Genomic DNA, 22805 nt, shown 5'->3' with positions numbered 1-22805 from the left:
CGCACCCGGCCGCCGGTGGCGGTGCCGCCCCGCGACGTCCTCAGAGGGCGACTTCGCGGGCGTACGGCGGTTCCGCGCCCGCGCGCGAGCAGGTGACCGCAGCCGCGCGGGCGGCGAAGCCCAGCAGCCCCGACCAGCCCTCCGGCCCCAGAGCGGTCAAGGCCGCCTCGTCGAGGGCGCCCCGTGCCGCGAGGCCGTGCAGCAGGGCCGCGTTCACCGTGTCGCCCGCACCGATCGTGTCCACCACCTCGACGCGCTCGCCCGGCACCGAGTACGCGCCCCCGTCGCGGGTGAACGCCGTCAGGCCGTCGCCGCCCCGGGTCACCACGACCGCGGCCGGGCCCGCCGCGAGCCACTCCCGGGGTGTGCCGCCGAGCCACTCGGCGTCCTCGGCGGACAGCTTCAGCAGCGACACCGACGGCAGCCAGCTCTTGAAACGGGCCCGGTAGGCGTCCGGGTCCGCGATCAGTCCGGCCCGGATGTTCGGGTCCAGCGCCGTGAACACGCCCCGCGCGGCTGTCTCGCGCAGCAGCGCCTCGTAGGCGCCGGCGCCCGGCTCCAGCACCAGCGAACAGGTCCCGAAGGAGACGGCCCGCGTGCCGGGCGGCAGCGCGGCGGGCAGCGCGAACAGCCGGTCGGCCGTCCCGTCCACGTAGAACGAGTACGCGGCCGAGCCGTCCGCGTCGAGCGAGGCCACGGCGAGGGTCGTCGGCTCGGAACCGCGCTGCACCGGTGAGACGTCCACGCCGGTCTCGCGCAGCCGGTCGAGCAGCGCCTCGCCGAAGGCGTCGTACGACACCCGTGAGCAGAAGGCGACGGGCGAGCCGAGCCGGCCCAGGGCGACGGCGGTGTTGTACGGACCGCCGCCGAGCGCGGGCCGCAGCGCGGCGAGGGCGCCCGTGCCCTGCGGTACCAGGTCGATCAGTGCCTCACCGGCGACGACGATCACGGGAGGGTCCTTTCTCGGGCCCGGGCTGCTCGGCGCAGCCGCAGGAGGTGCGGTGGACGAAGGAACAGGGCAGCCGTACGGTCCGCGCGGGCCGGTCCGGCGCGGCGAGGCGGTCCAGGAGCAGCCGCACGGCGTGCGCGCCGATGTCCCTGCTGGGCTGGGCGACGGCGGTGAGCCGGGGCGAGAAGAGGTCGGCCCAGGCGAAGTCGTCGAAGCAGCACAGCGCGAGGTCGCCGGGCACGGACAGGTCCCGCTCGCGCAGGGCGCGCAGGGCGCCGATGGTCATGGCGTTGTTCGCGGTGACCAGCGCGGTGGGCGGCACCGCCAGGGACAGCAGTTCCGCCGTCGCCCGTTCGCCGCCGGCCGCCTCGGAGTCGCCGTGGACCAGCAGCCGCTCGTCGAAGGGCAGCCCGGCGGCGGCGAGTCCGTGCCGGTAGCCGGTGATCCGCTCGCTGGTCGTGCTGAGCCCCGGCCGGCCCGCGACCAGGCCGATCCGGCGGTGGCCCAGCCCGGCGAGATGGCCCACCAGTCCGGTCGTCGGCTCGGCGCCCTCGGCACAGACCTGGTCGAAGCGCGGGGCGTCCCCGGCCTCCGGCGCGTCCACGATCCGGTCGAGGAACACGGCCGGCACCCGGTGGCGCGTGAGGTAGGCGACCAGGTCCCCGGGCTCGGCGGAGGGGGCGACGATCATGCCGTCCACGCGCCGCTCGTGCAGGAGCTGGACGGCCTTGCGTTCGTGGCCGGGGTCGTCGTGCGGATCGGCGATGAGCAGGCCGTATCCGTGCTCCAGGGCACTGGCCTCGACGCCCTGCAGGATCTCCGTGAAGTACGGGTTGCTGATCGCGGACACCGCGAGCCCGATGGAACGGGTGCGGGAGGTCACCAGGGAGCGGGCCAGGGAGTTCGGGGTGTAGCCCAGTTCCTCGACGGCGTCGAGCACCGCCTGGCGGGTGTGCGGGAGCACCGGGCGGGTGTCGTTGAGCACGTGCGAGACCGTCGCCACGGAGACCCCGGCGCTCCGCGCCACATCGGCCATGGTCGCCACCGCGCCCTCCTTCGCCCCGCTTGACCGGCGGTCGTGCTCCCGGCCGGACCGTACCCCATGCCCCGTGGCCGCGTAAACGCTTGCGCAAGCGTTTACGCGGACCGGCGACGACCCGCCCTCAACGACGACCCGGCCCCCGGGGCAGCCCGCCCCCCGGATATCGTCGCCCTGCAGCGCATCCCCGCTCACGCCCCGCCCCGACCAGTGGAGACCCCATGCCCGGCCGCCCCGCCCCCAGCCGCCGTACCGTCCTGCGTTCGGTGGCCGCCACGCCCGTCGCCGGACTCGGCCTGGCCGCCTGCTCCCCGGGCGACGACGGCGCCGCCCCGGCCCGGCCGACCGCGCCCGTGGACCTCGGCGCGGACGGAGAGGTCGCCAAGGGCGCGACCAAGCTCTTCCCGGACGGGAACGTGGTGGTCACCCGCGCGCAGGACGGCTCCCTGAAGGCGTTCAGCACGGTGTGCACGCACGCGGGGTGCCCCATCAAGAAGCTGGAGGGGACCAAGCTCGTCTGCAACTGCCACGGCAGCGAGTTCGACGCCCGCACCGGCGAGGTGCTGCACGCCCCGGCGACCGTGCCGCTCGTCGAACTGCCCGTCGAGGTGAAGCAGGGCCGGATCGTCGCGAGCCCGGGCACCTGAGCGGTGGGGCCGCGTCCCTGCCCCCGGGGCCCCTACTCCCAGTCCCAGCCGATCCCCTGCATGCCCGGCCTGACCCGCGGCTCCACGAGGTGCACCGAGTGGTGCCGTCCGCTCAGCGCCAGCTCCTGCCGGCCGCCGCGCGGCGCCGCCGGGGAGTGCTGCGTGAACCGGTGGCAGCGCACCGGAAGGGCCGCGGCGTCGAAGCGGACCTGCAGCGCGTACTGCCCGCCCGCCGTGCCGAACCCGCGGACGTACTCGCGCGACACACCCGCCGTGCCGTCCTCGACGCCGTAGCGGAAGAGGTGCGTGTCGCCCGCCGCCAGCCGTGCGTCGAAGAGCAGCTCGGTCACGAGCAGACCGGTCTCGTGGTGGACGCGCACCCGTCCGGTGCGGCAGTTCTCCAGGGCGTGGACGGTCATCCGCGCGGGGACGCATCCCGGATCGCCGTGGTGGACGGCGAGGAAGCGGTCGACGCCGTCGCGGTGGGCGCGGACGATGAGGTGCGACTCGCGTCCCGCCAGCTCACGGCCGGGCCCGACGCGGACCCGCTCGTGGTGCCCGAGGGTGTGCATCCCGCCGTCCGGCGACGGGCACCCCAGTTCGGTCAGCAGCCCGTCCAGGACACCCGAGGCCGCCAGGTGGGCGCGGTAGGAGCGGCCGGCGGGCCGCCGGCCCGGTGTCTGTTCCTCGGCCTCGGCGAGCAGGCGGATCAGCGACTCCTCGGGCAACTGGAGTATCTCCTCCAGGGCCCGCACGGCCCGCAGGGACTCGGGACGCTGCGGGCGCCGGGCCCCCTGCTGCCAGTAGCTCAGACTCGTGACGCCCACCTTCACACCGTGGCGCGACAGATGGTGCTGCACGCGCTGCAGCGGCAGGCCGCGCGCGGCGATCGCCGCACGCAGGGCGACGTGGAACGGGCCGCCGCGCAGGGCCGAGTCGAGTTGCGCCGTGGCGGCGTCCGCGTGCTGTGCGGCGTGCGGCATGCAGGGGCCCTTCTGTGAAGTTCACGGCGGCTGGTCAGACCGTCCGTACGGGCGCCCGGGGCCGCCCCCGGTCGCGGCGCAGGAGTCTTCACGTCCGGGCACCGCGCTTCGGGCCCCGAGTCCCTCCGCATTGAAGCGTGTTGATCCAGCCCCGACAACACCTGACGCCCACCGTCATGGACTCCTGGCCGAGAACGCACCGCCCCGCCCCCGTGGGCGCCACCCGCCGTGACCGACCGGCCCCGCACCGTCTTCCCCGGCCCCCTCTCCGGCGGTCTGCGGCCGCCCCCGCCGGCCGTCCACAGGGGCCCGGGCCGTCGTCCACAGCCCCGCCGCGGTGTCGGTCCGCGCCAGTAGGGTGTGAGTCATGGCCGACCCCTCCAGCTACCGCCCCAGGCCGGGTGAGATCCCGGACTCCCCGGGGGTGTACAGGTTCCGTGACGAGCACCGCCGGGTGATCTACGTCGGAAAGGCGAAGAGCCTGCGCCAGCGCCTGGCCAACTACTTCCAGGACCTGGCGCACCTGCACCCGCGCACCCGCACGATGGTCACCACGGCCGCGTCCGTGGAGTGGACGGTGGTGTCCACGGAGGTCGAGGCGCTGCAACTGGAGTACTCCTGGATCAAGGAGTACGACCCCAGGTTCAACGTCAAGTACCGCGACGACAAGAGCTACCCGTACCTCGCCGTGACGATGAACGAGGAGTTCCCGCGCGTCCAGGTGATGCGCGGCCACAAGAAGAAGGGCGTGCGCTACTTCGGGCCGTACGGGCACGCCTGGGCGATCCGCGACACGGTCGACCTCCTGCTGCGCGTCTTCCCGGTGCGCACCTGCTCCGCGGGCGTCTTCAAGAACGCCGCCCGCACCGGTCGCCCCTGCCTGCTCGGCTACATCGGCAAGTGCTCCGCCCCCTGCGTCGGCCGGATCACGCCCGAGGACCACTGGGACCTGGCCGACGAGTTCTGCGACTTCATGGCCGGGCGCACCGGCACCTACCTGCGCCGCCTGGAGCGGCAGATGGCCGAGGCCGCGGAGGACATGGAGTACGAGCGGGCGGCGCGCCTGCGGGACGACATCGGGGCCCTGAAGAAGGCCATGGAGAAGAGCGCGGTGGTGCTCGCCGACGCCACCGACGCCGACCTGATCGCGGTCGCCGAGGACGAACTGGAGGCCGCCGTCCAGATCTTCCACGTGCGCGGCGGACGCGTGCGCGGTCAGCGCGGCTGGGTCACCGACAAGGTGGAGGAGATCACCACCGGTGCGCTCGTCGAGCACGCCCTCCAGCAGTTGTACGGCGAGGAGAGCGGGGACGCCGTGCCCAAGGAGGTCCTGGTCCCCGCCCTGCCGGACCCGGTCGAGCCCGTCCAGCAGTGGCTGACCGGGCGCCGCGGGTCGGGCGTGTCGCTGCGCATCCCTCAGCGCGGCGACAAGAAGGCGCTGATGGAGACCGTCCAGCGCAACGCCCAGCAGGCCCTGGTCCTGCACAAGACCAAGCGCGCCTCCGACCTGACGACGCGCTCGCGCGCGCTGGAGGAGATCGCCGAGGCCCTCGACCTCGACAGCGCCCCGCTGCGCATCGAGTGCTACGACATCTCCCACCTCCAGGGCGACGACGTCGTCGCCTCCATGGTCGTCTTCGAGGACGGGCTGGCCCGGAAGAGCGAATACCGGCGGTTCCAGATCAAGGGCTTCGAGGGACAGGACGACGTCCGTTCCATGCACGAGGTCATCACCCGTCGCTTCCGCCGCTACCTCGCCGAGAAGGAGAAGACCGGCGAGTGGGCGGACGGCGAGGAACTCACCGACGGCGGGCGGCACCCGGGCGGCGAAGCCGTCGTGGCCGGGCCGGGCGCCCCGGACGACGGCGAGGCACTCACTCACGGCCCGGCGCTCAAGGACGACGACGGCCGGCCCAAGCGGTTCGCCTACCCGCCTCAGCTCGTCGTCGTCGACGGCGGGCAGCCCCAGGTCGCGGCCGCACAGCGGGCGCTGGACGAGCTGGGCATCGACGACATCGCCGTGTGCGGTCTGGCCAAGCGCCTCGAGGAGGTCTGGCTGCCGCGCGAGGACGACCCGGTCGTCCTGCCCCGCACCAGCGAGGGCCTCTACCTGCTGCAGCGGGTCCGCGACGAGGCCCACCGCTTCGCGATCACCTACCAGCGCGCCAAGCGCGCCAAGCGCTTCCGCGCGGGCCCGCTGGACGACGTGCCCGGCCTGGGGGAGACCCGCAAACAGGCGCTGATCAAGCACTTCGGTTCCGTGAAGAGGCTGCGGGCGGCGACGATCGACCAGATCTGCGAGGTGCCCGGCATAGGCCGCAAGACGGCCGAGACCGTCGCCGCCGCCCTCGCCGGGGCCACCCCGGCCGGGCCCGCCGTGAACACGGCGACCGGAGAGATCATGGATGACGAGGACGGGGCACCCGAGACGACGACGGATGCCCCGGGGGAGCCCGTGTCCGCGGGCACCCCGGACGAACGACGGGGGCAGGAGAGATGACCGAGCACGAGGCACGGCCCGCAGCGGAACGAGAACAGCCGCAGCACGCACCCGAACGGGAACAGCCGCAGCACACAGCCGATCGGGAACAGCCGCAGCGCACAGGCGAACGAGAACAGACCCGCGACGACGGAGCACAGGTGAGTACGGGCAAGGAAACAGCCGGGGCGCACGAGGCGGCCATCCCCGAGCTGGTGATCATCTCCGGCATGTCCGGGGCCGGCCGCTCGACGGCAGCGAAGTGTCTGGAGGACCTCGGCTGGTTCGTCGTCGACAACCTGCCGCCCGCGCTGATCCCCACCATGGTGGAGCTCGGCGCCCGCTCCCAGGGCAACGTGGCGCGCATCGCGGTCGTCGTGGACGTCCGCGGCCGGCGCTTCTTCGACAACCTGCGCGAGTCCCTCGCGGACCTCGACGCCCGCGGCGTCACCCGCCGGATCGTCTTCCTGGAGTCCTCCGACGACGCCCTGGTGCGCCGCTTCGAGTCGGTGCGCCGCCCGCACCCCCTCCAGGGCGACGGCCGCATCGTCGACGGCATCGCCGCCGAGCGCGAGCTGCTGCGCGAGCTGCGCGGCGACGCCGACCTGGTGATCGACACCTCCAGCCTCAACGTGCACGAGCTGCGCGCCAAGATGGACGCCCAGTTCGCCGGCGAGGAGGAGCCCGAGCTGCGGGCCACGGTGATGTCCTTCGGCTTCAAGTACGGCCTCCCGGTCGACGCCGACCTCGTCGTCGACATGCGCTTCCTGCCCAACCCGCACTGGGTCCCGGAGCTGCGCCCCTTCACCGGCCTCAACGAGGAGGTGTCGAGCTACGTCCTCAACCAGCCCGGGGCCAAGGAGTTCCTCGACCGCTACGCCGAGCTGCTCCAGCTGATCGCCGCGGGCTACCGTCGGGAGGGCAAGCGCTATGTGACCGTCGCCGTCGGCTGCACCGGCGGCAAGCACCGGTCCGTGGCCATGTCGGAGAAGCTCGCCGCCCGGCTCGCCGCCGAGGGCGTGGAGACGGTGGTCGTCCACCGGGACATGGGACGGGAATGACAGGGCAATGACAGGACGCACTCCGCGGCTGAGCCGGCTGCGCCGGGTGGTGCCCGAGGGACGCGGCGGCAGACCCGCCGACGCCCGCGCCGCCCGGCCCGAACAGACGCGCGGCGCCAAGCCGCGCCGCCGGGGCGCCCAGCCCAAGGTCGTCGCGCTCGGCGGCGGCATGGGCCTGTCCGCCTCGCTCGCCGCGCTGCGCCGGATCACCGGCGACCTCACCGCCGTCGTCACCGTCGCCGACGACGGCGGCTCCAGCGGACGCCTGCGCGACGAGCTGGGCGTCCTGCCGCCCGGCGACCTGCGCAAGGCGCTGGCCGCGCTGTGCGGGGACGACGACTGGGGCCAGACCTGGGCCCGCGTCATCCAGCACCGCTTCCAGTCCCAGGGCGACCTGCACGAACACGCGGTCGGCAATCTGCTGATCGTCGCCCTGTGGGAGCAGCTCGGCGACCACGTCCAGGCGCTGGACCTGGTGGGCAAGCTGCTCGGCGCGCACGGGCGGGTGCTGCCCATGTCCGCCGTCCCGCTGGAGCTCCAGGCCCTGGTCAGGGGCCACGACCCGGAGCGGCCCGACGCGGTGGACACCGTACGGGGGCAGGCGACCGTGGCGCTCACGCCCGGCGAGGTGCAGTCCGTGCACCTGGTGCCCAGCGACCCGCCGGCCGTGCCCGAGGCGGTCGACGCCGTCCTGGACGCCGACTGGGTGGTGCTGGGCCCCGGCTCCTGGTTCTCCTCGGTCATCCCGCACCTGCTCGTGCCCGATCTGCTGGACGCGCTGGTCGAGACGAAGGCGCGCCGGGTGCTCTCGCTGAACCTCGCACCGCAGCCCGGAGAAACTGAGGGCTTCTCCCCGCAGCGTCATTTGGAGGTTTTGGGACGACACGCCCCTAAACTCGCCCTGGACGTGGTGCTGGCCGACGAGGCCGCCGTGCCCGACCGTGACTCGCTGACCGACGCCGCGAAAGGGTTCGGCGCCGCGGTCGAACTGGCTCCGGTTGCCCGGACCGACGGGACCCCGAGGCACGACCCGGAGCTGCTGGCCGCCGCGTACGACCGTATTTTTCGGATGCATGGAAGGATCGGCCCATGGCGATGACGGCAGCGGTGAAGGACGAGATCTCCCGGCTCCCCGTCACCCGGACCTGCTGCAGGAAGGCGGAGGTCTCCGCCGTTCTGCGGTTCGCCGGCGGCCTTCACCTGGTGAGCGGGCGCATCGTGATCGAGGCGGAGCTGGACACCGCGCGGGCCGCCCGCCGGCTCAAGCAGGACATCCTGGAGATCTTCGGGCACAGCTCGGAGCTGATCGTGATGGCGCCCGGCGGGCTGCGCCGCGGTTCGCGTTTCGTCGTCCGGGTCGTCGCCGGCGGTGACCAGCTGGCCCGGCAGACCGGCCTGGTGGACGGCCGGGGCCGCCCGATCCGGGGCCTGCCGCCGCAGGTGGTCTCGGGGGCCACCTGCGACGCCGAGGCCGCCTGGCGCGGGGCCTTCCTGGCGCACGGCTCGCTCACCGAACCCGGCCGTTCCTCCTCCCTGGAGGTGACCTGCCCGGGGCCCGAGGCCGCGCTCGCCCTGGTCGGCGCCGCCCGCCGGCTGTCGATCCCCGCCAAGGCCCGCGAGGTGCGCGGCGTGGACCGGGTCGTGGTCCGCGACGGCGACGCGATCGGCGCCCTGCTCACCCGGCTCGGCGCCCACGACTCGGTGCTGGCCTGGGAGGAGCGCAGGCTGCGGCGCGAGGTCCGCGCCACCGCCAACCGCCTCGCCAACTTCGACGACGCCAACCTGCGCCGCTCCGCCCGCGCGGCCGTCGCCGCCGGTGCCCGGGTCCAGCGCGCCCTGGAGATCCTCGCCGACGACGTTCCCGAGCACCTCGCCGCCGCGGGCCGGCTCCGCATGGAGCACAAGCAGGCCTCCCTGGAGGAGCTGGGCGCCCTCGCCGACCCGCCGCTGACCAAGGACGCCGTCGCCGGACGCATCCGCCGCCTGCTGGCCATGGCCGACAAGCGGGCCTCGGACCTCGGCATCGCCGGTACGGACGCCAACCTCGGCGAGGAGCTGGCCGACAACCTCGTCGGCTGACCTCGCCGCCCGCGCCCCAGCCGCGCGTCACAGCGACAACGAGCCGGTGCCGTCACCCACTTGGGTGACCGGCACCGGCTCTTCGCGTGTCCTTGTCGCGCCCTTGACTCGATCATGGGCTGTCATGAGCCTGGCATCTGTTCGCCGCCGTGGCGGACCCAGGCCTGTCGGACAGGCCCCACCCAGGGGGTTTCATGAGACGAAGAGCGAGATCGATCCTCGCCGTCGGCGCGCTCCTGATCGGCGCGGCGGGCTTCGCACCCGCAGCCCGGGCACAGCCCGCGGATCCGGTCACCCCGGACGCGGACGAAGTGAAGGTCTTCCGCGCCGACGTCACCAGGGAGCAGGTCCCCCTGCTGCTGGCGGCCGGCCAGGACGGCCACGAACTCGGCGAGCGGGTACCCGGCCGCGGTACGGCCGCCGTCGAGCTCCACCTCACCGAGAAGCAGGCCGCGGCGCTGGAGAAGCAGGGCGTCGGCCTCACCGAGCACACCCTGTCCGCGCAGGCCGCCGAGCGCGTCGCGAGCGCCGCCGACGGCGTCTTCCGCCCCTACGGCGGCAGCGGCGGTCTGCGCGAGGAGATCCTGCGCACCGCACGGGAGAACCCCGGTCTCACCAAGGTCGTCTCCATCGGGAAGACCGTGCGGGGCCAGGACATCCTGGCACTCAAGCTCACCAAGCAGGCGAAGAAGTCCGAGGACGGCTCCCGGCCCTCGGTCCTCTACATGTCCAACCAGCACGCACGCGAGTGGATCACCCCGGAGATGACCCGGCGGCTGATGCACCACTACCTGGACACCTACGAGAAGGACCGGCGGATCAGGAAGATCGTCGACTCCACCGAGCTGTGGTTCGTCCTGTCGGCCAATCCCGACGGCTACGACTACACCTTCGAGAGCGCCGACACCCGCCTGTGGCGCAAGAACCTCCGCGACGTCAACGGCGACGGCACCATCGGCACCGGCGACGGCGTCGACCTCAACCGCAACTTCGCCTACAAGTGGGGTTACGACGACGAGGGCTCGTCCCCCAATCCCACCAGCGAGACCTACCGCGGCGCGAGCCCCGGCTCCGAGCCCGAGACCAAGGCGCTGGACGCCTTCCAGAAGCGGATCGGCTTCACGTACGGCATCAACTACCACTCCGCCGCCGAACTCCTCCTCTACGGCGTCGGCTGGCAGGTGGCCACCGGCACCCCGGACGACGTCCTCTACAAGGCGCTCGCCGGCACCCCCGACAACTCCGCGATCCCCGGCTACCACCCGCAGGTCTCCTCGGAGCTGTACACGACCAACGGCGAGGCCGACGGGCACGCGGCCAACGTCAACGGCATGGCGATGTTCACCCCGGAGATGTCGACCTGCCAGACCGCCTCCGACGCCGACCCCGACGACCGGTGGAACGCGCGGGACTGCCGGTCGGGCTTCACCTTCCCCGACGACGAGAAGCTGATCCAGCAGGAGTTCGCCAAGAACGTCCCCTTCGCGCTCTCCGTCGCCGAGACCGCCGCCCACCCCGACCGGCCCTCCTCCTCGGTCGGCCTGGACGCCGCCGACTTCACCCCGGCCCCCTTCACCACCTCCTACGCCCGCGGCGCCGGCCAGGAGGTCTCCGTCGTCGTCCGCAAGTCCGTGCGCGACAAGGAACTGAGGTACCGCGTCAACGGCGGACGCACGCACGAGACGGCACTGCGGCCCTGGCGGGGCGGTGAGCGCTACGGCGGTGAGGACAACCTCCACTTCGACGAGTACCGGGCCGAGGTCAGGGGCGCCGCCCCCGGCGACCGCGTCGAGGTCTGGTTCTCCGGCGAGACGCCGCGGGGCCACGACCGGCACGGCAGGCGCACCGAGAGCCGGCACTTCACGTACACGGTCGCCGAGCGTCCCCGCGCCGACGTCCTCGTCGTCGCCGAGGAGGGCGCGAAGGCCACGCAGACGCAGACGTACGTGGACGCGCTCAAGGCCAACGGCCACCGCGCCGCCGTCTGGGACGTCGCCGCCCAGGGCACCCCCGACGCGCTCGGCGTCCTCGGCCACTTCGACACCGTCGTCCACTACACCGGCGCCGCGGTGCCCGGCAACGCCACCCAGCTCCAGCTGCGCGCCTTCCTCAACGAAGGGGGCAAGCTCGTCGAGGCGGGCGAGCAGGCCGGCGGCGACGTCGACCTCGGCGGCGGCACCCTCTCCGACGACTTCAGCCAGTACTACCTGGGCGCCTACACCCGCACCGCCACCTCCGGCGCCACCGGGTTCACCGGCTCCGGCGGGCTCCGCAGGACGGGCGGCCCCCTCGGCGACGCCCCCGGCAACCCGCTGGACGCCGCCGGCGCCTACAGCGTGACCTCCGACGAACTCGACCCCGGCACCTACCCGCAGTTCGCGAGCGCGGGCGCCGGGAAGTTCGACGGGACCGTCAACCCGTACGGGCCCTACGCGGGGGAGTGGATGGCCGCCGCCGTCCACACCGACGACGCCTACAAGCGCCTCACCCGCACCGTGGACCTCACCGGCGTCACCGCCGCCGACCGGCCCACGCTCCGCACCCACCTGCTGTGGGACACCGAGCGCGGCTACGACCACGCCCTGGTCGAGGCGCACACCACCGGTGCCGACGACTGGACCACGCTGCCCGAGGCGAACGGCGCCACCGGCACGGCCGTGCCCGCCGAGTGCGCGGCCGGGTTCTACCTGGCCGGGCACCCCTGGCTGGCGCACTACCTGACCCTGTCCGACGAGGGCTGCGCCGCGACCGGAACCACCGGCCGCTGGAACAGCCTCACCGGCTCCTCCGGCGGCTGGAAGCAGACCGAGTTCGACCTGAGTGCCTACGCCGGGAAGTCCGTGGACGTCTCGATCGCGTACGTCACCGACCCCGGCAGCGGCGGACGCGGCGTCCTCGCCGACGAGGCCTCCCTGGTCGTCGGCGGCACGGCGACGCAGACCGAGGGGTTCGAGACCTCGCTCGGCGCCTGGCGCGCCGCCGGTCCGCCCGCGGGCAGCCCCGCCGTCCTCAAGGACTGGACCCGCACCGGAACCCTGTTCCAGACCTACGCCGCCGTCACCACGGACGACACCGTGCTGCTCGGCTTCGGCCTGGAGCACCTCGCCGAACCGGCCGCCCGCGCGGCACTGGTCCGGCAGGCGCTGCGTGCCCTGAACGAGTGAATTCCGGTATGCGGGGGACTGGACCGGTGTAGCGAAATCGGGTGATCGGTCCCCGTCGCCCGGGGCGGTCCGTACCTCTACTGACGGGTACGGACCGCCCTGCCGGGTATGGGCCGTCTCGATGTCACCCCCGCCGCCGTGGAGAGGTAGGGTCGGAGGTGGTCGGGGACATCCCAAATACAGCTCGCCGGCACATCGGGCCGGCGTACCAACGAGGAGATCGGTTCGTGACGATCCGCGTAGGCATCAACGGCTTTGGCCGCATCGGTCGTAACTACTTCCGCGCGCTGCTGGAGCAGGGTGCGGACATCGAGATCGTGGCTGTCAACGACCTGGGTGACACCGCGACCACCGCCCACCTGCTGAAGTACGACACCATCCTCGGCCGCCTCAAGCAGGAGGTCACGCACACCGAGGACACCATCACCGTCGGCGGCAAGACCATCAAGGTCCTCTCCGAGCGCAACCCGGCCGACATCCCCTGGGGCGAGCTGGGCGTCGACGTCGTGATCGAGTCGACCGGCATCTTCACCAAGAAGGCCGACGCCGAGAAGCACATCGCGGGCGGCGCGAAGAAGGTCCTCATCTCGGCCCCGGCCAAGGACGAGGACATCACCATCGTGATGGGCGTCAACCAGGACAAGTACGACCCGGCGAACCATCACGTCATCTCCAACGCCTCCTGCACCACCAACTGTGTGGCGCCGATGGCGAAGGTCCTCGACGAGAACTTCGGCATCGTCAAGGGCCTGATGACGACGGTCCACGCGTACACGAACGACCAGCGCATCCTGGACTTCCCGCACAAGGACCTGCGCCGCGCCCGTGCCGCCGCGGAGAACATCATCCCGACCACCACGGGCGCCGCCAAGGCCACCGCGCTGGTCCTGCCGCAGCTCAAGGGCAAGCTCGACGGCATCGCGATGCGCGTCCCGGTCCCGACCGGCTCGGCCACCGACCTCGTCGTGGAGCTCCAGCGCGAGGTCACCAAGGACGAGGTCAACGCCGCGTTCAAGAAGGCCGCCGACGACGGCGACCTCAAGGGCATCCTCTTCTACACCGAGGACGCGATCGTCTCCTCGGACATCACCGGCGACCCGGCCTCCTGCACCTTCGACTCCTCCCTGACCATGGTCCAGGAGGGCAAGTCGGTGAAGATCCTCGGCTGGTACGACAACGAGTGGGGCTACTCGAACCGCCTCGTCGACCTCACGGTCTTCGTCGGCAACCAGCTCTGATCGACTTCAGCACGGCACCTCGATGCGGCAGCAGGGCCCGGACGGCGCACGGTCGCGCCGTCCGGGCCCTGCGCCGCGTCCGCCTCGACCAGCCCTCGTAGGATCACGAGCGATCCGAGAACCCAGGAGCCCTCTTGAAGACGATCGACGAACTGCTCTCCGAAGGCGTCGCGGGCAAGCGCGTCTTCGTCCGCGCCGACCTGAACGTCCCGCTGGACGGCACCACCATCACCGACGACGGCCGCATCCGCGCCGTGGTGCCCACCGTCAAGGCGCTGGCCGACGCGGGCGCCCGCGTGATCGTGGCCTCGCACCTGGGCCGCCCCAAGGGCGCCCCGGACCCCGCCTTCTCCCTCGCCCCGGCCGCCGCCCGCCTCGGTGAACTGCTCGGCGCCGACGTCGCCTTCGCCGAGGACACGGTCGGCACCTCCGCCGAGACCGCCGTCTCCGGCCTCGCCGACGGCCAGGTGGCCGTCATCGAGAACCTGCGCTTCAACGCCGGCGAGACCAGCAAGGACGACGCCGAGCGCGCCGCCTTCGCCGACAGGCTGGCCGGCCTCGCGGACGTCTACGTCGGCGACGGCTTCGGCGCGGTGCACCGCAAGCACGCCTCGGTCTTCGACCTGCCGAAGCGGCTCCCGCACTACGCCGGGTACCTGATCGCCACCGAGGTCGGCGTCCTGAAGAAGCTCACCGACGACGTGCGGCGCCCGTACGTGGTCGCCCTCGGCGGTGCCAAGGTCTCCGACAAGCTCGCCGTCATCGACCAGCTCCTCGGCAAGGCCGACCGGCTCCTCATCGGCGGCGGCATGGCGTACACCTTCCTCAAGGCCCAGGGGCACGAGGTCGGCATCTCCCTGCTGCAGGAGGACCAGATCCCGGCGGTCAAGGAGTACATCGAGCGCGCCGAGAAGAACGGCGTCGAGCTGGTCCTGCCCGTCGACGTCCTGGTCGCCGCCGAGTTCCCGGACCTGAAGACCAAGGCCCCGGCCAACCCCACCACCGTCGCCGCGGACGCCATCCCGGCCGACCAGGAGGGCCTGGACATCGGTCCGGAGACCCGCAAGCTGTACGCATCGAAGCTCGCCGACGCCGCCACCGTCTTCTGGAACGGCCCGATGGGCGTCTTCGAGCACCCCGACTACGCCGAGGGCACCAAAGCGGTCGCCCAGGCCCTCGTCGACGCCCCGGGCTTCACCGTGGTCGGCGGCGGCGACTCCGCCGCCGCCGTGCGCACGCTCGGCTTCGACGAGAACGCATTCGGCCACATCTCGACCGGCGGCGGCGCCTCCCTCGAATACCTCGAGGGCAAGACGCTCCCCGGCCTCGCCGCACTGGAGGACTGACCCCGATGACCACCCGCACGCCGCTGATGGCGGGCAACTGGAAGATGAACCTCAACCACCTCGAGGCCATCGCCCACGTCCAGAAGCTCGCCTTCGCCCTGGCGGACAAGGACTACGAGGCCGTCGAGGTCGCCGTCCTGGCCCCCTTCACCGACCTGCGCTCCGTGCAGACCCTGGTCGACGGGGACAAGCTCAAGATCAAGTACGGTGCCCAGGACATCTCCGCGCACGACGGCGGCGCCTACACCGGCGAGATCTCGGGCCCGATGCTGGCCAAGCTGAAGTGCGCGTACGTGGCCGTCGGCCACTCCGAGCGCCGGCAGTACCACGCCGAGACCGACGAGATCGTGAACGCCAAGGTCAAGGCCGCCTACAAGCACGGCCTGACCCCGATCCTGTGCGTCGGCGAGGAGCTGGAGGTCCGTGAGGCGGGCAACCACGTCGAGCACACCCTCGCCCAGGTCGAGGGCGGCCTGAAGGACCTCCCGGCCGAGCAGGCCGAGACCGTCGTGATCGCCTACGAGCCCGTGTGGGCCATCGGCACCGGCAAGGTCTGCGGCGCCGACGACGCCCAGGAGGTCTGCGCGGCGATCCGCGGCAAGCTCGCCGAGCTGTACTCCCAGGAGCTGGCCGACACGGTCCGCATCCAGTACGGCGGCTCCGTCAAGTCCGGCAACGTCGCCGAGATCATGGCGAAGCCCGACATCGACGGCGCCCTGGTCGGTGGGGCCTCGCTGGACGCCGACGAGTTCGTCAAGATCGTCCGCTTCCGCGACCAGTGAGTATGCGCTAGCGGCGATACGTCGTACCCTTGCGGGGGCATGGTGGCCTGCCGTCACCGTGCCCCCGTCGTTCATCCGAATCCGAGGAAGTTGGTCCAGCCGTGGTTTTGGGGTTCTCGATCGCCCTGATCGTCTTCAGCCTGCTGCTGATGCTGCTGGTGCTGATGCACAAGGGCAAGGGCGGCGGTCTCTCCGACATGTTCGGTGGCGGCATGCAGTCGTCCGTCGGCGGCTCCTCGGTCGCCGAGCGCAACCTCGACCGGATCACCGTGGTGGTCGGTCTGCTCTGGATCGCGTGCATCGTCGTGCTCGGCCTGCTGATGAAGGCCAACAGCTGACCCGTCGCGTCGACCGCCACGCCGACCCGTCAGCACCCCGCGCACGTAAAGCCCCATGTCCGGTACGCGCTCCACCGCGCGGCCTATCATGGGGCTTGCGTCTGCGCATCGGAGCTTGTAACTCCAATCACTGGACGCGCGTTGGGCCTTACGTAGACTGAGGCGCTCGCAGCGAAGCGAAACGCCGACTCGCTTCGCGGCACCATCACGCAGGGAGTTACGACCGTGGCAAGTGGCAACGCGATCCGGGGAAGCCGGGTCGGGGCGGGGCCGATGGGCGAGGCCGAGCGCGGCGAGTCCGCGCCGCGTCTGCGCATCTCCTTCTGGTGCTCCAACGGACACGAGACACAGCCGAGCTTCGCGAGCGACGCCCAGGTCCCGGAGACCTGGGACTGCCCGCGCTGCGGCTTCCCGGCCGGACAGGACCGCGAGAACCCACCGGACCCGCCGCGCACCGAGCCCTACAAGACCCACCTCGCCTACGTGCGCGAGCGCCGCAGCGACGCCGACGGCGAGGCGATCCTCGCCGAGGCCCTCGCCAAGCTGCGCGGCGAGATCTAGTTCCGCCTCCGTCGGACGCCCTCACTCCTGATCATTTAGGTTGGAACGGCCTGAGAGCTGGGACACCCAAGGAAGAAGGCTGACGTCCGACATGAACGCAGACGGCCGCACCAGGCTCCACCAGACGCCCGAATGGGCCGCGCTGGCCAAGCACCGCGAGCAGCTCGGCCAGGTGCGCCTGCGCGAACTGTTCGCCGCAGATCCGGGGCGCGGCACCGGCTGGACGCTCCGTGCGGGCGACCTCCACGTCGACTACTCCAAGCACCTCGTCACGGACGAGACGCTGCGGCTGCTGCGGGAACTGGCCGCGGCGACCGACGTGTTCGGGCTGCGGGACGCCATGTTCCGCGGTGAGCGCATCAACATCACCGAGGACCGGGCCGTCCTGCACACCGCGCTGCGGGCCCCGCGGGACGCGGTGATCGAGGTCGACGGCGAGAACGTCGTCCCCAAGGTGCACGCGGTGCTCGACAGGATGGCCGGCTTCGCCGACCGGGTCCGCGGCGGTGCGTGGACCGGGCACACCGGCAAGCGCATCAAGAACGTCGTCAACGTCGGCATCGGCGGCTCGGACCTGGGCCCCGCGATGGCCTACGAGGCGCTGCGGGCCTTCACCGACCGCTCGCTCACGGTCCGCTTCGTCTCCAACGTGGACGGCGCCGACCTGCACGAGGCGGTCCGCGACCTCGACCCCGCCGAGACGCTGTTCGTCATCGCCTCCAAGACCTTCACCACCATCGAGACGGTCACCAACGCCACCTCCGCCCGGACCTGGCTGCTGGACGCGCTCGGCGACGACGCCGCGGTCGCACGGCACTTCGTGGCGCTGTCCACGAACGCCGAGAAGGTCGCGGACTTCGGCATCGACACGGCCAACATGTTCGAGTTCTGGGACTGGGTCGGCGGCCGGTACTCGTTCGACTCGGCCATCGGCCTGTCCCTGATGATCGCCATCGGGCCGGACCGCTTCCGCGAGATGCTCGACGGCTTCCGCATCGTCGACGAACACTTCCGCACCGCCCCCGCCGAGTCCAACGTGCCGTTGCTGCTGGGTCTGCTGGGCGTCTGGTACGGCGACTTCCTGGGCGCGCAGTCGCACGCGGTGCTGCCGTACTCGCACTACCTGTCGAAGTTCACGGCGTACCTCCAGCAGCTCGACATGGAGTCCAACGGCAAGTCGGTGGACCGCGAGGGTAATGCGGTGCACTGGCAGACCGGGCCGGTGGTCTGGGGGACGCCCGGCACCAACGGGCAGCACGCCTACTACCAGTTGATCCACCAGGGCACGAAGCTGATCCCGGCGGACTTCATCGGCTTCGCGCGGCCCGTGGACGAACTGGGCGAGGGGCTCAAGGCCCAGCACGACCTGCTGATGGCCAACTTCTTCGCGCAGACCCAGGCCCTCGCCTTCGGCAAGACCCCCGACGAGGTGCGCGCCGAAGGGGTGCCCGAGGAACTGGTCCCGCACAAGACCTTCCGCGGCGACCACCCGACGACGACGATCCTGGCCGCCGAGCTGACCCCGTCCGTCCTCGGCCAGCTCGTCGCGCTCTACGAGCACAAGGTGTTCGTCCAGGGCGCGATCTGGAACATCGACTCCTTCGACCAGTGGGGCGTCGAGCTCGGCAAGGTGCTCGCCAAGCGCGTCGAACCGGCCCTCACCGAGGGCGCCGACGTGCCCGGCCTCGATCCGTCCACGGCCGCGCTGGTGGCCGCCTACCGGGAATTGCGCGGCAGGAAGTGACGTAGAATCCCCCGGCGATCATCACAGCGAGTCGTTCGGGGGAACAAGGTGGCGCGTTCGCGCGGCAGTTGGACCGGTGGCAGGCTGACGGCCCGGTCCCTGCTCAATCCCAAGCAGGTCGCGACGGCGGTGTTCCACCCCAGGTGGATCCCGCCGTCGCTCGATCCGTCGATCGAGCGGCTCAAGCGGATCAGGGTCATCGGGGGCGCGGTCGCCTCGATCGGTGTCTACACCCTCTTCGAGGGCGGCTTCGACATGACCGAGCTGATGGAGAACGCGCTGACGGCCTCCGTCGTCCTGCTGTTCATCACCCCGCTGGTGGTCGGCGTGATGCTCTGCCTCTGGCGGCACACCGGCACCGTGCGCCAGCTTCGCGTGTCGCTGCTGAACGCGCTCAAGCTGCTGCTGCTGTTCGTCGGCTGCGTCGCCGCCCTGGTGATGCTGGTGACGACGATCAACGCCACGGGCAACCCGCTGGTGATCATGGTCGGTGGCCTGGCGATGCTGTGGATGCTCGGCTTCGTGGTCTGGGGCGCCGTCCGCGTCTCCGGCAACTTCTTCGGCACCGCCGCCGTGCACCGCTGCCTCCCGGCGCTGCTCGCCACGGTGACGAGCTGGCTGATGGCCCTCCCGGACCTCGTCACGGGAGATCTCCACGGGCTGAGCCTCACCCTCGGCGTCGTCTTCATCCTGGGTGCCCCCGTGACCGTCACCGTGATCGCCCTGCTGGAGATGGGGCGGCTCAAGCGGCGCTACGGAATCCGGCTGAAGGCCCACCCGGCGACCTGTCCGCCGTTCCCCGGCCACCTCCCGCCGACCGGGCTGCCGCACGTACCGCCGCAGGGCAACCCCTTCGGGCACCCGTATCCGCCCGCGGGAGCCGGCAACCCGTACGCCCCCGGACCGCACCACCCCGGCACGCCGCCCCCGCCGCCGTACGCGCCGGGCCACCGCGGTCCCCGCACTCCCTGAGGCCCGCGCAGCACGAACGCCGGGCTCCGCCCATGCGGAACCCGGCGTTCTCGTGCCGTGCCGGAGCTACGCCGACGCCGGCGGGTACAGCGACCGGGGGAGCCGGGACGCCGCCGCCGAGTCGAGGAGCCACAGGGTGCGGGCGCGGCCCCGGGCGCCCGCCGCCGGGGCCTGGATCTCGCCCGCGCCGGACAGGGCCATCGCCACCGCGTTCGCCTTGTCCTCGCCCGCCGCCAGCAGCCACACCTCACGGGCGGCGCGGATCGCGGGCAGGGTCAGGGAGATGCGGATGGGCGGCGGCTTGGGGGAGCCGTGGACGCCGATCACCGTGCGCTCGGTCTCCCGCACCCCCGGGTGCTCCGGGAAGAGCGAGGCCACGTGGGTGTCCGGGCCGACGCCGAGCAGCAGCACGTCGAAGGACGGGACCGCGGCGTGGTTCTCGGGCACCGACGCCGTGGCCAGCTCCTGCGCGTAGGCGGTGGCCGCCGCCTCCACGTCCGAGCCGTAGGGGCCGTCGGAGGCCGCCATCGCGTGCACGCGCTTGGGGTCGAGCGGCACCGCGTCGAGCAGCGCCTCGCGCGCCTGGGTGACGTTGCGCTCCGGGTCGCCCTCCGGCAGGAAGCGCTCGTCGCCCCACCACAGGTCGAGCCGGCCCCAGTCGATCGCGTCCCGGGCCGGGGAGGCGGCCAGCGCCGCGAGCAGACCGTTGCCGTTGCGGCCGCCGGTGAGGACCACGGACGCGCTGCCCCGGGAGGCCTGCGCGTCCACGATCTTCGTGATCAGGCGGGCCGCCGCGGCCTCGGCCATCAGCTCCTTGTCGCGGTGCACGACCAGCTGCGGGGTGTCGCTCATTTCGCCGCCGCCTTCCTCACCGGTGTCTTCTCCCGCGCCGCGTCCTTCGCGGGCGCCTTCGCGACCGTCCCGACGGGAGCGGCGACCGCGAGGCCGTCTTCGCCGGCCGGGTCTCCTTTGGCCGGCGCGTTCAACCGGTCCACCCCGTACCGCAGCGCCGAGGCGTACGTGTCGTCCGGGTCCAGGCGCCGCAGTTCCTCGGCGATCAGCTCGGCCGTCTCCCGGCGCTTGAGCGCCACCGCGCGGCCGGGCTGGCCCTGGATGGAGAGGTTCGCCAGCGAGCCGTCGGCCCGGTCCAGGACGACCGGACCGCAGTCGGTGTCCATGCGGACCGCGGTCAGACCCGGCCCGTCCGACACCGTGCGCCGCACCGGCACGTCCAGCCGGTCCGCGAGCCACATCGCGAGCAGCTCGCAGCTCGGGTTGTACTCCTCGCCCTCCACCTCGACCGACTGCACCTCGCAGTCGACCTGGTCCAGAGCCGCCGCCAGCATCGAGCGCCACGGCGTGATGCGGGTCCAGGAGAGGTCGGTGTCGCCCGGCGCGTAGGCGTCGGCGCGGGCCACCAGCTCCCGTATGGGCTCCTCGCAGGCGTAGGTGTCGGTGACCCGGCGCTGGGCGAGCGCGCCGAGCGGGTCCCGCGCCGGATCCAGCGGCGCGTTCACCGGCCACCACACCACGACCGGCGCGTCCGGCAGCAGCAGCGGCAGGACCACCGACTGGGCGTGGTCGACGACGTCGCCGTACAGCCGCAGCACGATCGTCTCGCCGGTGCCCGCGTCGGCACCGAGGCGGACCTCGGCGTCCAGCCGGGACGTGGTGCGGTCCCGGGGCGAGCGGGAGACGCGCTTGATGACGACGAGCGTGCGCGAGGGGTGCTCGTGCGCGGCGTCGCTCGCGGCCCTCAGCGCGTCGTAGGCGTTCTCCTCGTCGGTGACGATGACCAGGGTGAGCACCATGCCGACGGCCGGGGTGCCGATCGCCCGGCGGCCCAGCACCAGCGCCTTGTTGATCTTGCTGGCCGTGGTGTCCGTGAGGTCTGTCTTCATGGCCGGCGCCAGCTCCGTCCGTCTCGCTCCAGCATGTCGTCCGCCTCCGCGGGTCCCCAGGTACCGGCCGGGTACTGGGCCGGGGTGCCGTGCTGGTCCCAGTACTCCTCGATCGGGTCGAGGATCTTCCAGGACAGCTCGACCTCCTCCGTGCGCGGGAAGAGGTTGGCGTCGCCGAGCAGGACGTCGAGGATGAGGCGCTCGTACGCCTCCGGGCTGGACTCCGTGAAGGACTCGCCGTAGGCGAAGTCCATCGACACGTCCCGGATCTCCATCGACGTGCCCGGCACCTTGGAACCGAAGCGGACGGTGACGCCCTCGTCGGGCTGGACGCGGATGACGATCGCGTTCGAGCCGAGTTCCTCGGTGGCCGTCGTGTCGAAGGGGGAGTGCGGGGCCCGCTGGAAGACCACCGCGATCTCGGTGACGCGGCGGCCCAGGCGCTTGCCGGTGCGCAGGTAGAAGGGGACGCCCGCCCAGCGGCGGTTGTCGATGCCGACCTTGATCGCGGCGTAGGTGTCGGTCTTCGACTTGGGGTCGATGCCGTCCTCTTCGAGGTAGCCGACGGCCTGGGCGCCGCCCTGCCAGCCGGCCGCGTACTGGCCGCGCACGGTGTCCCGGCCCAGGTCCTTGGGGAGCCGGACCGCGCCGAGCACCTTGGTCTTCTCCGCCGCCAGCGCGTCCGCGTCGAAGGAGGCGGGCTCCTCCATGGCGGTCAGCGCGAGCAGTTGGAGCAGGTGGTTCTGGATGACGTCGCGCGCCGCGCCGATGCCGTCGTAGTAGCCGGCCCGGCCGCCGATGCCGATGTCCTCGGCCATCGTGATCTGCACGTGGTCGACGTAGGACCGGTTCCAGATCGGCTCGAACATCGTGTTGGCGAAGCGCAGCGCCAGGATGTTCTGGACGGTCTCCTTGCCCAGGTAGTGGTCGATGCGGAAGACCTGGTCCGGGGCGAAGACCTCGTGGACGATCGCGTTCAGCTCCTCGGCCGACCTCAGGTCGTGGCCGAACGGCTTCTCGATCACCGCGCGCCGCCAGGAACCGCTCGACTGGTCCGCCAGCCCGTGCTTCTTCAGCTGCTGGATGACCACCGGGAAGGACTTCGGCGGCACCGAGAGGTAGAAGGCGAAGTTGCCGCCCGTGCCCTGGGCCTTGTCCAGCTCCTCGATGGTGCCGCGCAGCCGCTCGAACGCCTCGTCGTCGTCGAAGGTGCCCTGGACGAAGCGCATCCCCTGGATGAGCTGCTGCCAGACCTCCTCGCGGAACGGGGTGCGGGAGTGCTCCTTGACGGCGTCGTGCACGACCTGGGCGAAGTCCTCGTGCTCCCAGTCGCGCCGGGCGAACCCGACGAGCGAGAAGCCCGGCGGCAGCAGACCCCGGTTGGCGAGGTCGTACACGGCGGGCATGAGCTTCTTGCGGGACAGATCGCCGGTGACGCCGAAAATGACCAGACCCGACGGCCCCGCGATGCGCGGGAGCCGTCGGTCTGCGGGGTCACGCAGCGGATTGCTGCTCGACAATG

General features: G+C 72.1%; 19 protein-coding genes. 13 read left to right on the top strand and 6 right to left on the bottom strand.

Annotated features, from left to right (window positions below; genetic code table 11):
- Positions 1-40 precede the first annotated feature (40 nt).
- A complete protein-coding gene (locus tag Sdi02f_RS30695; RefSeq protein WP_030404543.1) occupies positions 41-949 on the bottom strand; it encodes a carbohydrate kinase family protein in 909 nt (302 codons plus the stop codon).
- A complete protein-coding gene (locus tag Sdi02f_RS30690; RefSeq protein WP_053639173.1) occupies positions 930-1994 on the bottom strand; it encodes a LacI family DNA-binding transcriptional regulator in 1065 nt (354 codons plus the stop codon). The genes Sdi02f_RS30695 and Sdi02f_RS30690 overlap by 20 nt, the downstream gene beginning before the upstream one ends.
- Positions 1995-2209: 215 nt before the next feature.
- Here Sdi02f_RS30690 and Sdi02f_RS30685 point away from each other — a divergent pair, with 215 nt between their 5' ends.
- Entirely contained in the window at positions 2210-2635 is a 426-nt protein-coding gene (locus tag Sdi02f_RS30685; protein ID WP_031083813.1) for a Rieske (2Fe-2S) protein, read from the top strand.
- Between the two features lie 32 nt (positions 2636-2667).
- Here the strand turns inward: Sdi02f_RS30685 and Sdi02f_RS30680 are convergent, their stop codons facing one another.
- On the bottom strand, positions 2668-3618 hold the full coding sequence (locus Sdi02f_RS30680; protein WP_108934391.1) for a hypothetical protein: 951 nt from the start codon (positions 3616-3618) through the stop codon (positions 2668-2670).
- Positions 3619-3985: 367 nt separating this feature from the next.
- Here Sdi02f_RS30680 and uvrC point away from each other — a divergent pair, with 367 nt between their 5' ends.
- From uvrC to Sdi02f_RS30620, 12 genes are all read left to right on the top strand, one after another.
- Entirely contained in the window at positions 3986-6118 is a 2133-nt protein-coding gene (gene uvrC / locus Sdi02f_RS30675; protein WP_030404547.1) for an excinuclease ABC subunit UvrC, read from the top strand.
- Positions 6115-7158, top strand: coding sequence for an RNase adapter RapZ (gene rapZ, locus Sdi02f_RS30670; protein ID WP_055469496.1), 1044 nt, complete (start codon positions 6115-6117; stop codon positions 7156-7158). Before uvrC ends, rapZ begins: the two co-directional genes overlap by 4 nt.
- Before the next feature lie 7 nt (positions 7159-7165).
- Positions 7166-8257, top strand: a complete 1092-nt coding sequence (locus Sdi02f_RS30665; protein WP_030404549.1) for a gluconeogenesis factor YvcK family protein — start codon at positions 7166-7168, stop codon at positions 8255-8257.
- Positions 8248-9237, top strand: a complete 990-nt coding sequence (gene whiA, locus Sdi02f_RS30660) for a DNA-binding protein WhiA (RefSeq protein ID WP_030404550.1) — start codon at positions 8248-8250, stop codon at positions 9235-9237. Before Sdi02f_RS30665 ends, whiA begins: the two co-directional genes overlap by 10 nt.
- 194 nt (positions 9238-9431) lie before the next feature.
- Positions 9432-12401, top strand: a complete 2970-nt coding sequence (locus tag Sdi02f_RS30655; RefSeq protein ID WP_108934390.1) for a M14 family metallopeptidase — start codon at positions 9432-9434, stop codon at positions 12399-12401.
- A 227-nt stretch (positions 12402-12628) separates the two neighbouring features.
- The gene (gene gap / locus Sdi02f_RS30650; RefSeq protein ID WP_030404552.1) at positions 12629-13639 is read left to right on the top strand and encodes a type I glyceraldehyde-3-phosphate dehydrogenase; all 1011 of its coding nucleotides are present in this window, start codon (positions 12629-12631) and stop codon (positions 13637-13639) included.
- Positions 13640-13773: 134 nt separating this feature from the next.
- Entirely contained in the window at positions 13774-14985 is a 1212-nt protein-coding gene (locus tag Sdi02f_RS30645; RefSeq protein ID WP_031083820.1) for a phosphoglycerate kinase, read from the top strand.
- Between the two features lie 5 nt (positions 14986-14990).
- A complete protein-coding gene (gene tpiA, locus Sdi02f_RS30640) occupies positions 14991-15767 on the top strand; it encodes a triose-phosphate isomerase (RefSeq protein WP_030404554.1) in 777 nt (258 codons plus the stop codon).
- Positions 15768-15868: 101 nt separating this feature from the next.
- Complete coding sequence (secG, locus tag Sdi02f_RS30635; RefSeq protein WP_078861418.1) at positions 15869-16105, top strand: preprotein translocase subunit SecG; 237 nt, start codon at positions 15869-15871, stop codon at positions 16103-16105.
- Between the two features lie 225 nt (positions 16106-16330).
- Positions 16331-16666: an RNA polymerase-binding protein RbpA gene (locus tag Sdi02f_RS30630; protein WP_078856302.1), complete on the top strand. Its 336-nt coding sequence runs from the start codon at positions 16331-16333 to the stop codon at positions 16664-16666.
- Positions 16667-16757: 91 nt separating this feature from the next.
- On the top strand, positions 16758-18410 hold the full coding sequence (pgi, locus tag Sdi02f_RS30625; RefSeq protein ID WP_055469498.1) for a glucose-6-phosphate isomerase: 1653 nt from the start codon (positions 16758-16760) through the stop codon (positions 18408-18410).
- 48 nt (positions 18411-18458) lie between these two features.
- A complete protein-coding gene (locus tag Sdi02f_RS30620) occupies positions 18459-19382 on the top strand; it encodes a hypothetical protein (RefSeq protein WP_108934389.1) in 924 nt (307 codons plus the stop codon).
- A 66-nt stretch (positions 19383-19448) separates the two neighbouring features.
- Here the strand turns inward: Sdi02f_RS30620 and pgl are convergent, their stop codons facing one another.
- Genes pgl through zwf form a run of 3 tightly spaced genes read right to left on the bottom strand, consistent with a single transcriptional unit; the run spans position 19449 to position 22803 of the window.
- On the bottom strand, positions 19449-20234 hold the full coding sequence (gene pgl, locus Sdi02f_RS30615; protein ID WP_108934388.1) for a 6-phosphogluconolactonase: 786 nt from the start codon (positions 20232-20234) through the stop codon (positions 19449-19451).
- Positions 20231-21283 (bottom strand): glucose-6-phosphate dehydrogenase assembly protein OpcA, encoded by a 1053-nt coding sequence (gene opcA / locus Sdi02f_RS30610; protein ID WP_030403759.1) that lies wholly within the window; start codon positions 21281-21283, stop codon positions 20231-20233. Before opcA ends, pgl begins: the two co-directional genes overlap by 4 nt.
- Entirely contained in the window at positions 21280-22803 is a 1524-nt protein-coding gene (gene zwf, locus Sdi02f_RS30605) for a glucose-6-phosphate dehydrogenase (RefSeq protein ID WP_055469499.1), read from the bottom strand. Before zwf ends, opcA begins: the two co-directional genes overlap by 4 nt.
- Between the last annotated feature and the right edge of the window lie 2 nt (positions 22804-22805).

Source organism: Streptomyces ardesiacus, from assembly GCF_003112575.1.
Lineage (GTDB): Bacteria > Actinomycetota > Actinomycetes > Streptomycetales > Streptomycetaceae > Streptomyces > Streptomyces ardesiacus.
The sequence above is the reverse complement of the archived record's forward strand: the minus strand, read 5'-3'. Positions and strand labels throughout refer to the sequence as shown.

What these genes read in the sequence shown, in the direction of transcription:
- Sdi02f_RS30685 (WP_031083813.1), top strand. Translation starts at nt 2,210, where the DNA reads ATGCCCGGCCGCCCCGCCCCCAGCCGCCGTACCGTCCTGCGTTCGGTG.
- Sdi02f_RS30680 (WP_108934391.1), bottom strand. Translation starts at nt 3,618, where the DNA reads ATGCCGCACGCCGCACAGCACGCGGACGCCGCCACGGCGCAACTCGAC.
- uvrC (WP_030404547.1), top strand. Translation starts at nt 3,986, where the DNA reads ATGGCCGACCCCTCCAGCTACCGCCCCAGGCCGGGTGAGATCCCGGAC.
- rapZ (WP_055469496.1), top strand. Translation starts at nt 6,115, where the DNA reads ATGACCGAGCACGAGGCACGGCCCGCAGCGGAACGAGAACAGCCGCAG.
- Sdi02f_RS30665 (WP_030404549.1), top strand. Translation starts at nt 7,166, where the DNA reads ATGACAGGACGCACTCCGCGGCTGAGCCGGCTGCGCCGGGTGGTGCCC.
- whiA (WP_030404550.1), top strand. Translation starts at nt 8,248, where the DNA reads ATGGCGATGACGGCAGCGGTGAAGGACGAGATCTCCCGGCTCCCCGTC.
- Sdi02f_RS30655 (WP_108934390.1), top strand. Translation starts at nt 9,432, where the DNA reads ATGAGACGAAGAGCGAGATCGATCCTCGCCGTCGGCGCGCTCCTGATC.
- tpiA (WP_030404554.1), top strand. Translation starts at nt 14,991, where the DNA reads ATGACCACCCGCACGCCGCTGATGGCGGGCAACTGGAAGATGAACCTC.
- pgi (WP_055469498.1), top strand. Translation starts at nt 16,758, where the DNA reads ATGAACGCAGACGGCCGCACCAGGCTCCACCAGACGCCCGAATGGGCC.
- pgl (WP_108934388.1), bottom strand. Translation starts at nt 20,234, where the DNA reads ATGAGCGACACCCCGCAGCTGGTCGTGCACCGCGACAAGGAGCTGATG.
- opcA (WP_030403759.1), bottom strand. Translation starts at nt 21,283, where the DNA reads ATGAAGACAGACCTCACGGACACCACGGCCAGCAAGATCAACAAGGCG.